This is a genomic window from Agrobacterium vitis, assembly GCF_013337045.2.
Lineage (GTDB): Bacteria > Pseudomonadota > Alphaproteobacteria > Rhizobiales > Rhizobiaceae > Allorhizobium > Allorhizobium vitis_B.
On the sequence record NZ_CP118259.1, the window covers coordinates 1,873,521 to 1,887,891 of the forward strand.

The 14,371-nt window shown below is 58.2% G+C and carries 20 protein-coding genes; 3 read left to right on the forward strand and 17 right to left on the reverse strand.

The genetic code is table 11. The features are described from left to right. The first annotated feature begins 203 nt into the window (after nt 1-203). A complete protein-coding gene (locus tag G6L01_RS09055; protein ID WP_070165011.1) occupies nt 204-614 on the forward strand; it encodes a hypothetical protein in 411 nt (136 codons plus the stop codon). Between the two features lie 150 nt (nt 615-764). Further along, entirely contained in the window at nt 765-1,142 is a 378-nt protein-coding gene (locus tag G6L01_RS09060; protein WP_070165012.1) for a hypothetical protein, read from the forward strand. A 15-nt stretch (nt 1,143-1,157) separates the two neighbouring features. On the opposite strand, the gene G6L01_RS09065 is transcribed toward G6L01_RS09060, so the two are convergent. Genes G6L01_RS09065 through G6L01_RS09080 form a run of 4 tightly spaced genes read right to left on the reverse strand, consistent with a single transcriptional unit; the run spans nt 1,158 to nt 5,632 of the window. Next, nucleotides 1,158-1,589, reverse strand: coding sequence for a GNAT family N-acetyltransferase (locus G6L01_RS09065; RefSeq protein WP_070165013.1), 432 nt, complete (start codon nt 1,587-1,589; stop codon nt 1,158-1,160). Beyond that, nucleotides 1,582-2,268 carry a hypothetical protein gene (locus G6L01_RS09070; protein WP_070165014.1) on the reverse strand — a complete coding sequence of 229 codons (687 nt, stop codon included), beginning with the start codon at nt 2,266-2,268 and terminating at the stop codon, nt 1,582-1,584. The genes G6L01_RS09065 and G6L01_RS09070 overlap by 8 nt, the downstream gene beginning before the upstream one ends. Then, nucleotides 2,268-2,894, reverse strand: a complete 627-nt coding sequence (locus G6L01_RS09075; RefSeq protein WP_070165015.1) for a hypothetical protein — start codon at nt 2,892-2,894, stop codon at nt 2,268-2,270. Before G6L01_RS09075 ends, G6L01_RS09070 begins: the two co-directional genes overlap by 1 nt. Then, on the reverse strand, nt 2,891-5,632 hold the full coding sequence (locus tag G6L01_RS09080) for a tape measure protein (RefSeq protein WP_070165016.1): 2,742 nt from the start codon (nt 5,630-5,632) through the stop codon (nt 2,891-2,893). The genes G6L01_RS09075 and G6L01_RS09080 overlap by 4 nt, the downstream gene beginning before the upstream one ends. Nucleotides 5,633-5,921: 289 nt before the next feature. Here G6L01_RS09080 and G6L01_RS09085 point away from each other — a divergent pair, with 289 nt between their 5' ends. Further along, a complete protein-coding gene (locus G6L01_RS09085) occupies nt 5,922-6,671 on the forward strand; it encodes a hypothetical protein (protein WP_070165017.1) in 750 nt (249 codons plus the stop codon). A gap of 67 nt (nt 6,672-6,738) precedes the next feature. Here G6L01_RS09085 and G6L01_RS09090 read toward each other — a convergent pair whose 3' ends face one another. From G6L01_RS09090 to G6L01_RS09150, 13 genes are all read right to left on the reverse strand, one after another. Continuing rightward, nucleotides 6,739-7,683 (reverse strand): lysozyme inhibitor LprI family protein, encoded by a 945-nt coding sequence (locus G6L01_RS09090; RefSeq protein ID WP_070165018.1) that lies wholly within the window; start codon nt 7,681-7,683, stop codon nt 6,739-6,741. Nucleotides 7,684-7,887: 204 nt separating this feature from the next. Beyond that, entirely contained in the window at nt 7,888-8,073 is a 186-nt protein-coding gene (locus G6L01_RS09095; RefSeq protein WP_070165019.1) for a hypothetical protein, read from the reverse strand. Then, nucleotides 8,070-8,453 carry a gene transfer agent family protein gene (locus tag G6L01_RS09100; protein WP_070165020.1) on the reverse strand — a complete coding sequence of 128 codons (384 nt, stop codon included), beginning with the start codon at nt 8,451-8,453 and terminating at the stop codon, nt 8,070-8,072. Before G6L01_RS09100 ends, G6L01_RS09095 begins: the two co-directional genes overlap by 4 nt. Further along, nucleotides 8,450-8,893 carry a phage tail tube protein gene (locus tag G6L01_RS09105; protein WP_070165021.1) on the reverse strand — a complete coding sequence of 148 codons (444 nt, stop codon included), beginning with the start codon at nt 8,891-8,893 and terminating at the stop codon, nt 8,450-8,452. Before G6L01_RS09105 ends, G6L01_RS09100 begins: the two co-directional genes overlap by 4 nt. A 26-nt stretch (nt 8,894-8,919) precedes the next feature. Continuing rightward, nucleotides 8,920-9,327 carry a DUF3168 domain-containing protein gene (locus G6L01_RS09110; protein WP_070165022.1) on the reverse strand — a complete coding sequence of 136 codons (408 nt, stop codon included), beginning with the start codon at nt 9,325-9,327 and terminating at the stop codon, nt 8,920-8,922. Beyond that, nucleotides 9,324-9,785, reverse strand: coding sequence for an HK97 gp10 family phage protein (locus G6L01_RS09115; protein ID WP_070165023.1), 462 nt, complete (start codon nt 9,783-9,785; stop codon nt 9,324-9,326). Before G6L01_RS09115 ends, G6L01_RS09110 begins: the two co-directional genes overlap by 4 nt. After that, nucleotides 9,782-10,144, reverse strand: a complete 363-nt coding sequence (locus G6L01_RS09120; protein WP_070165024.1) for a head-tail adaptor protein — start codon at nt 10,142-10,144, stop codon at nt 9,782-9,784. Before G6L01_RS09120 ends, G6L01_RS09115 begins: the two co-directional genes overlap by 4 nt. Continuing rightward, complete coding sequence (locus tag G6L01_RS09125; protein ID WP_070165025.1) at nt 10,119-10,316, reverse strand: hypothetical protein; 198 nt, start codon at nt 10,314-10,316, stop codon at nt 10,119-10,121. The genes G6L01_RS09120 and G6L01_RS09125 overlap by 26 nt, the downstream gene beginning before the upstream one ends. After that, nucleotides 10,316-10,864 (reverse strand): head-tail connector protein, encoded by a 549-nt coding sequence (locus tag G6L01_RS09130; RefSeq protein ID WP_070165026.1) that lies wholly within the window; start codon nt 10,862-10,864, stop codon nt 10,316-10,318. Before G6L01_RS09130 ends, G6L01_RS09125 begins: the two co-directional genes overlap by 1 nt. Beyond that, nucleotides 10,861-11,112, reverse strand: a complete 252-nt coding sequence (locus G6L01_RS09135; RefSeq protein ID WP_070165027.1) for a hypothetical protein — start codon at nt 11,110-11,112, stop codon at nt 10,861-10,863. Before G6L01_RS09135 ends, G6L01_RS09130 begins: the two co-directional genes overlap by 4 nt. A gap of 61 nt (nt 11,113-11,173) precedes the next feature. Beyond that, complete coding sequence (locus G6L01_RS09140) at nt 11,174-12,448, reverse strand: phage major capsid protein (RefSeq protein ID WP_070165028.1); 1,275 nt, start codon at nt 12,446-12,448, stop codon at nt 11,174-11,176. Between the two features lie 49 nt (nt 12,449-12,497). Continuing rightward, a complete protein-coding gene (locus G6L01_RS09145; protein WP_070165029.1) occupies nt 12,498-13,094 on the reverse strand; it encodes an HK97 family phage prohead protease in 597 nt (198 codons plus the stop codon). Further along, nucleotides 13,069-14,361, reverse strand: coding sequence for a phage portal protein (locus G6L01_RS09150; protein WP_070165030.1), 1,293 nt, complete (start codon nt 14,359-14,361; stop codon nt 13,069-13,071). The genes G6L01_RS09145 and G6L01_RS09150 overlap by 26 nt, the downstream gene beginning before the upstream one ends. Nucleotides 14,362-14,371: the final 10 nt, after the last annotated feature.

Genomic DNA, 14,371 nt, shown 5'->3' on the forward strand with positions numbered 1-14,371 from the left:
GGGATACCCTTAGAGGGGTTTATGAACTACGTTTCGGCCAGATCGGCCGTGCGCGGCGGGAGCGATAACCGCCAGGCTCATCAACCGCAGGAGCATCTGGACAAGCGTTCCAACTAGCTCATCTGTACCGGTTGACATTCCGTCTTCTTTCACGCTGAAGTCCGGGTCATAGGTCGGCCAATATTCAACGGATTGAAGATAAAATGAAAACTGTGATCTTAGCCACGTCGATGCTTTTGACTGTTGCGGCACATGCGCAAGCGGCATCCTGCGAGAGTAATTTCCAAGTTACTGGTGTTCCTATGGTCACGGCGCTCAGTTATCGTTCGTGGCAGGAATATCCAAAAGCCAAGGCATCCGTCGTTTTGAAGGAGCTGGCTCAGGCCGTTGCGGCGGAAGGTTTCTCCGGGATTAAGATCAACAAAGATCTGTCGTCCATTGACGCCTTCCAGGAAACGAGTGGCAGTGGCCGGATTCAGACTCTTCGCGTCGTCGCCCGCCAGAAAGGCGCAGGTGTCAGGGTCGATGCTGTGTTTGATATCCAGGCCGGTCAGCTCACCAGCAAGGACGCTGTGCGCTCGAGCATTTGCAAAATTATCGATTCAGGCCGCTGACGGTCTGGTCCCCTCGGTTAGCTGTCTTGCTCATGATGGCTCCGCGTTTTCGGAGGTTGGAGCTGGCGGCAAGCCTGTGCGCTTTGGTTGCCTTCCCATTTTATTGGCAAGCAGTATCAACATCATCATCGGCCTTGTGAGGAAGCCATTATGAAAGCAGTGCTCTTTGCAGTCCTTACCTTAAACACTTTCATGGCCTGTAACGCTTTCGCAAACGATAAAGACGTTAGCCAGCCGACCGATCCCGTCTGGCGCGCCTACACGCAGCAGATCAACCTCATCTGTCCGACAAAGCATCTTGACCTGTTGAGGCCGGCTGATCTGCGTGATGCGCTCGACGCCTATAAAGAGCGGCAGACAGCAACCGATCAAGAACAAATGCTGAAAGCCGAAACTAAGTCCTGCAAAGGCGTAACAGCGGGTGCCACCTGCGACAATTTTGGCGACATCAAACTCGCAAGCCAGACAGGCAAACTTGCCCCACTCGCGCGCGATATCTGCGATCACGTAAGCAAGCAACAGCAATAGAGCCTGTCGCCACCGTCAGATGGGTTTTATAAAATGCGTCTCGGCAGGCGCATAACCGCGCCGGAGATAGAGGCTCGACACATCGTTGGTGGCAAGCGCCGCCATGCCGATGGAGATGCAGCCGATGGATTTGGCCCATGCCTCATAGGCATCGAGCATGATAAGGCCGGAGCGACCCCGCGCCTGCGGTGCAATGAACCACACCGTTTCCTTGGCCATCAGACCCGCCCCGAAGGGATGATCGAAAGCTGAGGCCATCAAGAGGCCACAGACAATGCCGTCACGCTCCAGCAGCAGCGCACACGCCATCGGATTATCGAGGTGCAGGCGATACAGCGCATCGGCCCGCACCGCCTCGAACCGGAAGGTATAGCCCGCCGCTGCATGACTGTCCCGCAGCAAGGCGATGACGGCAAACCGGTCGGATATCGTGCCGGACCTAACCATTCTTAGCCAAAGCCTTGGCCAGAAAATCGGCCATGCTGTTTGCCTTCGACGTGGTGATCTTGCCGTTCGTCTGCCCCCAGAACAGTTCCCAATCGCCCACCACCGCCGTATCCTGATAGAAATTATCGGTGGAACTGCGCAGCTTTTGGCTGGCATCCGAGCGGGTGTCAGGATTGGAGCGGGTGATTTCCTGCATATGGGAGACGCAGGTCAGCGTCACCGCTCCGGTATCGCCTTCGGCTGGGGTCTTGATCTCTATCGTGTCGACAAAGCCCAGGAACCGCAGTTCTGCCGGAGACACCAGCCTGCGGGTCTGCGGGGAAAACAGACCGCGATAGATTTCCACGCGGGCTTGTTTGCAATCGTAGAGCCGCACGGCCTGCGCCACCATGTCATCAATCTGGGACATGGTGATGGTGACGTTTTGCGCCTCCAGCGTCGAAACCAGCGGGATTTCGGTGATGCTGATCAATGTGCCGGAGCCGTAAAAGCTCCTGATATCAGCATTGCCCGTGTCGGGATGCACCACCTCGGCAGAGACATTGCCGACATCCGACCAGAAGCCAACGGAAACCGGATTGCCGCTGGTTCGGTCGCGCGCAATAATCCAGAGAAAATCACGCGCCACCAATTGCCGCGCCGAAAGCGCGTTGGTGATTGCAGCAGGATATAAGCGCATCAGCGCACCTCGATACCTTGGAAAGACACAGAGCCGCGCCCGGTGGACGCATCGGCTTCAGAGGAAATCGACCCCGGCACGATCATCATCGTGCAGGATGGCCGCAGCAGCGTGACCGCAGACCCCGCAGCGGTCCCCGGCCACAAATGCGGGCGAAGCTCGAACGGCCCGGCAATCCCCGCCCCATTGGCAACAGCACCCTCGACAACGCGGTAAAGCCCGCTGCCTGCAATCTGGATCATATCGCCAACCGAGACCACGTAACCGGCACCCAGCCCGGAGATCGTCACACTCTTATTGTCGACACCAATGGCCGACAGCACCACGCCATTGTCTGGCACGGGCTTGCCAGCCGGAGAGGCAATGGGCCGCGACCGAGACAGCGAATATCCCCGGAAGTATTGCAGCCCGCCTTCCAGCACCTCGATCCGCGCTCGCCAGACGTCCAGGTCATTCGGCTTCAACTGCTTTGTCTGATAGGTCGCCGACCACAGCGGCGACCCCAGATCCTTGGTGTAAGTCACCCCGCCGCCTGTGCGCGATTGCTCCTGGCGAAACAGCGGTTCGAATTTGGTTGTCCAGCCGGGGAAATCGGCGAGCAGGTCAATGGGATAGACGATGGTCATATCTTCACACCCCTTGCCCGCGCGCCTTTCACGATCCCGATCACTTTGGCTTCAAGGGTCTTGCGATCCTGGGCAATCGCATTCTGCAAGCGACTGACCGCCTCAACATCCGCCCCACGAGCATCAATGACCGGTGAGTAGTTGATCTGGGTAGCGGCTGCTTTGCTGGACGCCGCCTTAGACACATCCGGCATGCGAGGCGCACTCGGCCCGACATAGCCACCGCTGGAATAGCCCTTGAGCCGCTTGCGCATGGCGTCCAGGCCAGCAGGCCCGCCAGCCTTGCGGACAGCATCGGCATCAAAGACATATTCGCCTTTATGCACGACACCGGCAGGCTCATATTTGCCCCCCGCCCCGGTATAGCCCCCAGAGGCAAAGCCAATGGCCTTGAAGGCATTGGCCACCCACCCACCACTACTGGTCGCGGACGATCTGCCGAACAGGCCGTCAAACGCACTGTTCAAGGCCAACTCGCCCAGCTTCTTGAGAACGCCGGACAGGGCATCGCTAAAGCTTTCCGCCCCCATGATCACATCCGAGAATGCGGATTTGGCGGTATCGTAAAACTCTTGTGCTGCCTGTTGCGACCGCTGCTGGGCTTCTTCGACCTTACGTAGAATATCGGCCTGCTCGGCATAAGCTTCGGAGGCGGCATTGATCTTGGCGATCTGTTCAGGCGTCAGCTGGACCGTGCGCCAGTTCTCATCATTGTTGCGCCGGGCCTCTTCACGCGCATCCTGGAGCGCCTGCTGTTCGAGATCGAGCGCCATGCGGCGCTTTTCCTGCTCACGGTAGGATTGCCCAACCGCCGCCTGTTCTTCGACCAGAGCTGCCGTGCGATCCCGGATCGACTGGATATCCATATCCAGCCGGTCATCTGCCGTCGCTCTCGGCACGCTGGTCTTTTTGTCGGACGAACTGGACCGCTGGTTGTCGGCCGTCACATTCGACTGCGCCAGCTTGCGGATCTGATCGTCAGGCAGATAGCCGCCATTCTTTTGCAGATCGGCCTTGATCTTGGCGATCTCTTTCTCGACCGCCAGCTGATCCTTCGACAGCGTGTTCTGCCGCTGCGCTTCGTCAGCATAAGCCTTGCCCAGCCGCAGCATCTCCTCGCCCTGTTGGCGCGACTTCGAATACTGACCATAGCCCGCTGCCACCTTCGGATCGATGGTCGAGACATTGCCAAGCTGCTTTTGCAAAAGCGCCGTTGCGGCAACCGCCTCTTTCAGCCTGTCGAGCAGTGGTGCAAGCTGATCGGCCAATTTCTGGAATTTGGGGTTGGAATTGGCGAGCGCATAGAGTGCGTCGCTGGCACCGGCCGCGGTGACCTTGCCATCCTTCAAACCATCGCGCAGATCCGAAAGCGACTTCAGCTGGTCCTCAGTGATAAGGCGGCGTGGCGCGTTGTCGATGATCTGGGTGAAGAGATCGAGCACGGCTGTCTTTGCCGCCTCGATATTGGCTTTCCCCTCGTCGACGCCGCCTGAAAGCGCGTTGCGGGTCCGCTCGCTGATCGAGTTGGCCGCACCTTCGACGCTGGTTGCCGCCTCCTTGGCGCGCTCCTGCACCTGGGCGAGCGCCTGCGCATAGGTCTTTGCCGCCTGACTGGCTTCTGCCGACGACGAGGAAAACAGCGCAAGCGCACCGACGACCGTTCCACCAATGATCAAACCAAGCGGACCGGCTGCCGCACCGATGCCGCTGATGGCGGTCGCAATGCTGGCCATGGACGATGCAGCCCGCAACGCCGCGATCAGGCGCGTGACGGCAGCTGTGGCCAGGCCAAGATTGGCAATCATCAGAGCAATCGACCGGCCAACCAGGGCAGCAGCAATGACAGAGGCGAGCTTCAGCACGACATCAGCCGTGTGTTCGAAATCGTTAGCCAAGGCATTCAAGCCGGCCACCAACCGCTGGGATGCACCGAGGCTTTCATCCGTCTGGCCGATATAGCGGGTGAAAGCGTTGTTCACCTTGGTCACGCCCTGTTCAATCGTCTGGGTGGCATTGGCCGCCATCCCCTGAATGGTCGGCAATCCCTTCAGGAACGACTGGAAAAAGTCCCGATTGGACACCGCCCCATCGTTGACCAATTGCTTGAGCTTGCTGACAGAACCACCGGCAGCACTGAGACCATTGGCAACCGCAATCAGGATCGGCCGCGCCCCTTCGTTGACAGAGTTGAATTCTTCTGCCTGGACGCGGGTCGAGCCGAGAAGCTGGCCGAGCTGTGTCAGCGCGCCCTGCGCTTGCGTGGCAGACTTGCCCTCGATCTTCAAAGCCGTGCCGACACCATCGGTGAATTTGAGCAGATCGGCCTGAGACGCACCAAGCGCATCGCCGGATTGCGCCGCCTTGCCGAACAGATCGGCCATGGCACCAATCGGCGCGGCATTGCGTTGGGCCGAGTTGTAAATCTGGTCGAGGACCGCGACCTGACTGACGCCAACAACACCGGCCACCGCCAGACTGTTCTTGGCGCTGGTCCAGGCGTCGGCATAATGGATGACGGAATCCACCGTCAGCGCAGCCGAGATCCCGGCAAGGGGTGCAATGAGGCCCCGCGCCATCGATGTACCAAGCGCCGAGAACCGGCCGTCCATTTTCTTCAGGCGGTTCTCGATGGCGCGGGCCTGTGAACTGGTCACAGTCGCGGCCTTCTGCATCTCGCGCTGATATCCTTTAATATCAGCCGAAAGCTGCACGACGAGCCGTTCAAGATCGGTTGCCATGGGTACCTCGATATATGGGGGATTGGGGACGGCTCAGACGGCTGGGAAATGACCCCGGGAATTACAGGCTACTGCTTCAAGGGACCATCGAGGTCGGATAGGACATTTCACACTCGGCAGAAAAGCGCCTCTATTTTCGCCGATCTCGCACCTGTTAGTCTGTGCTGGAAGCAGCAGCTTGTCGCAACTTAACCGCCCTGATCAAAGCTCTTTCCGTAGAGTTGAAACTGGTTTAAATTGCGCCCTATTGATGCGCCTATCTGGCTTGTTGCCGCCATGGGATTAAAAGTTGACAGAAGCCGATTACAGTAAATTAAAAGGCGTCGCGGATGAAAAGCATTTCGACGAATTCATCAAACGAATTGGCGGAGAGAGGGTAGATCCCCTGATCACTCGGTCTGGGGTTAAAAAGGCCGATTATCTTTTCAGAGACGCCGGCGTAGTTGTAGAATTAAAAATACTGGAAACCGAATTCGCCCACACAGAAGAAGCCGAAGCAAAATTCACTAAGCTGCTTAACGAATACGAAGGATTCGAAGCAGCCGCCGCCGAACAAGCCATATGGCGGGGCGCACTTGAAATCCTTCGAGCCCCCTTGCAGCGTATCATTAGAAAGGCAAACACTCAAATAAGGGAGACAAAGCAAGAACTTGGTCTAGTCGGCTATGAAGGAGTACTTCTTTGCGTAAACGACAATTTCCGAGGTGTATCACCAAAAATTGCGGAATCTCTGATCAGTCATATTTTGGCCGGGGCACATTTCAGAAGTATCTGCGCCAGCATATATTTGACAAACCATCACATTGAACACCCCAATAGAAAAGATGCCTTGTTTCTCTGGGCACCACGGTACTCGCCGCAAGCCTCGGATAAACTCCAGACGTTCATTAACGAACTTGGACGACGGTGGTTCGACTATTCTGAAGAGCAGATTGGTCCGTTTATATCACGAGAAGAGCATGAAACATTTGATCTAACCCCCGCTTCAGTCGTGACAGGTCTGCGGCGAAACAGTCAATACGTTGATCGCAACGAGTAACGAATGGTAGCAACGCAACAAACAGGCAGGGTGATTTCATTGGTGAGCCATTTGATCGGCCTGGCGATCATAACTCTCCCTCTTGTCTCTCCATCCACCAGCGGAGCGTGTCCAATCGGCGGCGTGTTTCTTCTTGCTTGGCGCTGGACCAGACCGAAGAGTACATTGATCCTCCTGCAACAAGAGAGGCATGCAATTCAGCCTCTTTAGTTGCGTAAAATTCCCAAGCTTCTTGAGCCTTGTCAAACAAGTTGACGTCTAATTCGCCGCGCTCCTTAATAGACGTGATAATATCATCCATTTCCCTTTCATGAGCAGCCAAAGAAGCCCCGGCTTGGGCATTTATTTCAGTCTGCGTCCTAGGCACAGCATCCCGCAACGTTTCCACGAGCACCCAGTCAGCCGCCTCAATGAACTCCCCCGCTGCCCTTAGGAAACCATCAATCTGTGACGTTTGAAATGCCGGTTCGCTCGGAAGTTCATGGGTTACAATATGACGCACGGTGAATAGGCTAGACAGATTCGCCATCATCAAATCGTAGTCGGAGATGATTGGGTCTAACGGCCATTCCTCTCTCTCTTCGATCCATCTAGGATGAGAAACTTTGAGCCGCTGAACGAAATCGGGGATCAATGCAGAGAGATAAGCAACAATACGACCGGGTTCATTGATGGACACAGTGTGAGCGATGAGATCTCCGATGGATACCTTTCGCCCTTGGAGACCCGCCAGCAACGCGAAATCCAACCTAGCACCTTTAGAAAGCGCTTCTGCCTTCTCCAAATAAGGAGATCCCTCTTCGATGAGTTCGCGGATAGCCTCTCTTGTAAATACTTCGATGATCGTGACGAGCCGCATAGGTATAAAATCGGCAAACTCTGCGGCGTATTCCGCTTTAGACCTCCACAAAACACTAAGCCTTTGTAGGTCATAGGCCATCATAAAACTAGAACCGGACTGCCCGCGGCGCTTTTTCCATTCCAGCATATTTTCAATATCGGATTTCGCCATATAGACTTTCCCGAGTCCGAGCTGATATCGTTTTCGAAGCATAGACATGTTTTAGAAATGCTGAAGTCCATTATAGCTACTTTAAAATCAGATGGCAGCGGTCTCCTTCCGACATAATAGCAGACAAAATGCTTCGGGAGCTTTGCGCGATAAAATACCATCTCCGTTTATTTCGTTCGCCGCCTCCCTGACCGGTTCGAAACATCACCGACCAATAAACTCCCACAACTCATCCCTTTCCCTCTCCGACAGCGCGTTTTCCTCTTCCGGCACATTCGCTTTCATCCAGCCGTCGACCGCCGCAAAGAACTGGAACATGGACATGGCGCGGACGGCTTGCGGGCTGAAGCCCATGGCCGAGCCATTGCCGTAAATCGCGGCAAATCTCAACTTTCCGTTGGGAAGGTCGTCGAGGGCATCGCCCCCTCCTGATTTGCCGCGTCTGGCTCCCCCGGCTTTTCATCCGGCGCGCCGACGATGCCAGCTGTCAGAATCGCCTGGGCAAACAGCAGATTTTCAGCGGGCGGGCGGGCCTCAACCCATTTGCGCACCAGAGTAAGCGCCTCGACCGGCGACTTGCCGCCGCCGATCAGGCCAAAGCGGATCACATGGGAGATGTCCCCGACGCGCCAGGTGCTGGTCTGGAGCCGGTCGAGGATCACATACGGCCCGGCATCGCAGGCTTCCTGCAATCCTTCCAACTCACCCCAGCCGAGACGGAAGGTGTAATCCCCATCCGCCCAGGTCAATGTCAGCTCGGCATTCCTCATTTCTGGGCAACCACGCGGGTCATCTTGCCGTCGCTCTGCATCGAGATGCTGGCCGTGGCGCGCTTGCCGTTGTCGCCAGCACCTTCGAACTTCTCGACATGCATGCGGCCGGTCCAGGTGATGGTCTTGGCCGGGAACTCCCATTCGACCTTGACCGGAATGCTGTCGATGTCTTCCCAAGCATCGAGCCAGGTCTCAACGCTTTCCTGCGCCAGAACACCCTCGCCTGAGATCGACATGGAGAGCGACGAGGCATCGCGACCGACCCAGTCGACGGTATCGGGATCATCGCAGTCAGGGATAGAGCTTTCTTCCAGACCCTTGTCGAGCGACACCGACCGCTGGGTAAAGCCGCAAGGGGCGGAATAGACGATAGGGGTGGCGGAATTTCCGAGCAGAACACGGATCTTCCCGCCACGCATGGTGGTTGCTTGTGCCATGATGGCCTCCTGATTTTGGAAAAGTGTCAGTGATTTTCGATGCCGGCCCGGAAGGTCAGCGCAATATGCGTGGTCAATCCATCCGGGTCGCGCAGATCGCGCCGGCCATCCAGTTCGAGATAGACAAGCGCATTGTCATTGAGAGACAGCATATCGCCGGACAGCGCCGCAACGATTGCCTTGGCAATCCGCCGCCCCTCGGCAAAGCCAGGATCGTCCGACCAGACGCTCAACTGGATGAACAGGTCGGACAGGTCCAGCCCATCGGCATCCTCGGGCAGTTCCTGGGTGGGACCGAAGGACACATAAGGCAGGCTCACACCCTGCGGTACCCGGTCGTAGACGCGACCGGCAATCAAGGCGGCCACATCAGCATCGGCTTTCAGGCAGGTAACAATCGCCACCTGTAATTCATGGGCCGCATCTTCGCTCATGAGGCCGCCACCTTTCGCGCTGCGGTCCGAACGGCTTTGCGCACCATTCGTTTGGCTGACTTTTTGCTGGCCCGCCAGGACACATAAAAGAACGGCCGCGCCCTGGTGCCGGGGTTTTCTGATCCGGCATACATGCCGCCGTTCTTGTGGGGTGCCGTGCCATATTCCACCCAGCGGGCATAATAGGCCTCGGTGCTGCCGGCATAGATGGTGATCGAGAGATCATTGCCCATCTGCGATTTGACCGCAGCCACAATGCCCGACCCTTTTGGCACCTTGCCCCAGGTCCAGCCGATACTGTCGCGCAACGTGCCGTCCTCGACCGCAACAAGGTTCTTCATCATGGCAACGACACCATCGGCAGCTGCTTCCATGCCGGCCTTGATGTCGGCTTTGGCCATATCGGGCAAGCGTTTTAGTTTTCTGTCCAGTTTTGCCAGATTGAGGATCTTGCTCATCCAGCCACCCCGCCACTTTGGCAGAGGAAATCGATCCAGCGCCGGTCGTCGTCAGTCCATTCACCCTGGGTGATATCCCGGACATTGAAGGTGCGCTGCGTATCGAGATCGCGAATGCGCCACTCAGTTTCGACCTCCCTCGCCTCGCTGCAATCGCGCACAAAAATCACTTGCGAATGCTCGCCTTGCAGCCGATCCGCCATCACGGTCTCGCCACCACGAAGATGGACAAAACCCGCACGACAACAATAGCGCTCAATCCAAGACGCAACCGTGACGCCGTCGCCCCGGTCGATCTCGTCACGCTGCTCGAAGATGACAAAGTGTTTCAGGTCACCCGTCGTTCTCTTGCTCGCCATCGGCCCCTCCTGAAGTTTCACGCGGCGGCTTGGGCAGCTCCACCGCCTTTCCAGCCGCCACGGCCTGTTCGCCGCAGCGTTTCAGCACCGTCACTTCCATTCCTGCCTGATAAGCAATCGTGGTGGCGCGGGTGGGTTTGAAGTCAAAATCCTCTAGGAACCGCACCCGCATCACGCACCCCGCCGCCAGTTGACCAGCAGCCGGTCAAAGTCCGTCACCGCGTCCGCCTCGCGGTTTTCCGGCCGCCCGTAGATTTCGGCGACACGCATGATAAAGCCGAGGCGCAGATCAAACGGCAGTTCGGCAAAGCCGACCTCATAGGTGACGGTCACGGGCGCACCGCGATGGGCTGGCGGCCAGGATCGGTTCGGAAACAAGCCAAGCGTCAGCCCATCGGATTTGAGCCGATACAGCGAGGGATCGAGGACAACTTCCCCACCATCCGGCGATGTGTAGGTGATGATGGGCTTACTTCCCGGCTTCACCGGTCCATCCGGCAGGCGCTCCAGATCGGCCCAGGTGTCGCATTGTGCCACCAGGGTTTTCGGGATGACCGACAGATTGCAGGTCTGCTCGACAACCGCGACGACTTCTTCGATCATCATTTGCAGGATCGCATCATCATGGGCGGTATCGATGCCGCAGCGCTCTTTGACGGTCGCGACCGTGACCGGCAGATCGTCCGCTTTCGCCGTGACTGTCGCGGCATACCAGCTCATGCGCCATCGCCTTGCGCCGGCTTGGTCGCCGCTGCAAGAGCAGCCACCGTCGCGGCATGACGGTTGCGCAGCATCATCAGTTCGGCGCGCAATTTGCCAAGCTCATCGCCCTCGGGGTCAACGACAAACTCAGCAAGGCCGGCTTCGACCAGCCGGCGCGCTTCCGGGATCTCGTAACGGTCGGTCACTTCACCCCTGTTAAGAACAAAGTCGGCCCCGACAGCACCGGTCAGCATTTTGATTTTCATGGCTGTTCTCCAATCAGGAAACCGGCCGGCGCTCTTTGCGCCGACCGTGACCAGGCGCCGATCAGGCGGCGGCGGTTTGCATGGCCTTGATGGCCTTGGCGTCGCCCAGCTCACCGTCGAAGCGGATCAGACCGGCAATGCCGACCTTCGGCCAGAAGCGTTCGCGCAGCACGCCGATGACGGGCGAGCCGACCTTGCGGACGTAGTATTTGGAGAAGTCGCCAAACAGCGCGATCCGCTTGCCGGCCACCACTTCATCCATGTGCTGATTGATCGAATAGGCGCGACCGTTGAAGCTGGCCGGGGTTCCCTTCTGCACATCCCCCTGCTGCCAGAGATAATTGCCGTTGCCATCCTTCAGCCTGCGGGTGGCCAGCAGGAACTTGTCATGGAACATGTAGCGGCATTTGGGCGAGCCACGATACGCCGGGTCAATGGAATGCTCCAGTTCAAGGATATCGTCGAAGGTGAAGGCATCCTTGGCAGCCGTGGTGACGCCGAGGCCAGCCGCATTCACCACACCATTTGGCTGGTTCTGGCCGGTTCCCGATGTCAGCTTGCGATTGCCGATCCGGCCGAGGCGCTCGCCGATCATCCCGCCGAGCAAGGACTCCATGTTAAACAGCGAATCCGCATCCAGCTCGAAGGACCATTTGATGAACGGCGTGGCATAAACATAGGCGTTCAGCACCTTTTGCCCGAACTCGACATCGCCGCTGCCGTCTTCCAGGAGATCAGCCGCCTCGGCCAGGGGATCGGCCTCATTGTCGGTATCGTCAACGGTCGGCACCAGCATTTCATTGCCTTTGGACGTGGTGATCACCGTGCAGATGTTTTCGTCATAGAGCGGCCCCCAGGCTTTCATCGCCTGGATGATCGTGGCTTCCAGCTCGACCGGCACGGTATAGCCACCCGCAACGGCACTGGTTGTCACCTGATCGCGGGTCTCAAACGAGGCAACGCCGCGCTGAAGAACTGCGCGCTCTTCCTTGCTCAGATCGGACGGATTGACACCGCAGACCACCTTGGCAAACACACTGCGATATTCAACCTTGCTACCCTGTGGCAGGTCGTCGCCGCGCATTTCCGGGGTATCGCGTAGCGGGCGCTGTTTGGCGCGGCGCTCTTCATCGCGCTTTTCCAGCTCGATCAGCTTTTCTTCCCGGTCGAGGATACCTTGCAGCCGATCATATTCGGCCATCGCCGTATCATGGGCGCTTTCCAGTTCCTTGGACCGAACCTCATCTGTGTCAGGCGTGATCGCCTCCAGCCGTTCGCGGGCCTCGGTGACAAGGCGCGCCTGCTTTTCGCGCAATTCTTTCAGTCTTTGCGACATAGTCATGCTCCTGATTGTGGGGGAGAGTGGGATGGTGGGGACGCAGGTCTTACGAGCGCCGCGTCAGGTCGAGGCCGATTTTCAGGCGCAGGCGTGTGGCCAGCCCATGAGTACGGGTTTCGTTTCCACGGGCGCTTTCCAGCGACCGCAGCGCAATCGAGGTGCCGGCATAGGCCGGAATGGAGACGATAGAGACTTCGAACAGATTGAGGTCGGTCAGCGTCCGGCGCGGCATGGATCTGGAAAAGTCCCACTCCTCGCCAACCGCCTCGAAGCCGAACGACATGCCTGACACGTCGCCCCGGGCAATCAGCGTGCGGACATCGCGTCCGACCGTGGTATCGGGAAGATCGATCTCGACAGCCAAGCCCTTGGCATCCTCAGACAGCCGCAGCGTTCCCGCCCGGTTGCGCCCCAGCACATGGGCCGTGTCATGGTCATAGAAGGCGCGGATATCATCAGACCGCAGCGACCGGGCGAAAGCACCGGGTGCAATGCTCTCCTCGAACACCCCGGCGATGGTGGTGACATCGCCAAAATTGGCGGCATAGCCGGCCACCGTCATTCGCTCGCCATCGCCCCGAGCTTCCACCGGCAGCACCAACGAGCGGCGCTCACGCTCACCCGGTTTCGGTTTCGGTGTCATCGGTCACCTGCCTTTCTGTGTCTGCTGCGGGATCATTGAGCGGCGGGTTATCATTCTCGCCGGTGGCATTTGTGTCGATGGCACTGGTGCCGATGGCAACGGTTGCGCCCTGGATGTAGAGCTGGTCGGCAGCCGGGTTCGGATCGCGTGGACGGCCTTCAATCTCCCGGCCCTCGTTCGGGGTCAGCAGCGCCGAATTGACACCGGTTGCCAAGGCTTCCAGGCGGCTCTTGAAGTCACCGCGCATCAAGCCGTCAAGGTTGTGACGGACATAACGGCGGGTGTTCATCCGGCCAAAAATCTTCAGGTTCATTTCCCCTTCGAGCGCCGTCGCCCATTGGCTGACCAGGTGCTTGACCAGATAGAGGTCGTTCTGCTCGACATTGGAGAAGGTTGCCCGGCTCAAGTCCTGAAGAAAGTTCGGCGGGATCTGATAGGCACGGGCAATTTCCTGCACCTGATACAGCCGGGCCTCGGTCATCTGCCCCTTGGCCGGGTCGTAACCCACTTGGGTGAGTTTGTAGCCAACCGGCAACTGGATCAGCGGAAGCTGATCGTCCCGCGCCGCTTTCACCGCCCGTTTGATGTCTTCTCGCGCCCGCTGCATGGCCTTGTCATTGGCGGGCATCGGCCCTTCCAGCGCCAAGGGCGGAACGCCGCCGCCTGCAAAAAAGTTCGAGGCATAGTCGTTCATGGCCAGCGCCAGCTGGATGGCCTTTTCCGCCATGGCAATCGGGCCGCGATGCTGGACCAGATTGCGCTTCAGCATATAGGGGATATCGATCACGTCGGTGGCTGGATATTCCCTGCCGTCGAAACTGTAGAACAGCCGCCCGCCGCGCCGCCTGATCGAACAACTGCCGGGATCAATTGGCCAGAGCGCCTCGATGCCAGCACCCTTGCGCTCGATCCAGGCCAGCCCCCGCCCACCGGTAAACACCTGTTCCCAGAAGAAGCGCCGGAACTTCGAGGTGTCCATTTCGTCGTTCGGGTTTTCTTCCAGAACGACAGCCAGCTTGCCACCGAGCCGCACCGGTCCCCGTTCGCCCGTCCGGTAGACATAGAGCGGAAGTGTTGCGAGGGTCCGCGATAGAAACGACACCGCCGCCTGCACAGCCGGGACTTTCAGGGCCGTTTCAATATTGACCGTGGGCAGCGCGCCGCCGCCAAGCCCGAAGAACTCCATAAAATTGGTGGCGCTGACCGGCACGGTTTCGCTTTCGAGCGACGTTGAACGCCGCTCGGCCTTGCCCTTCTTGGATGCCATCAGGCCACCC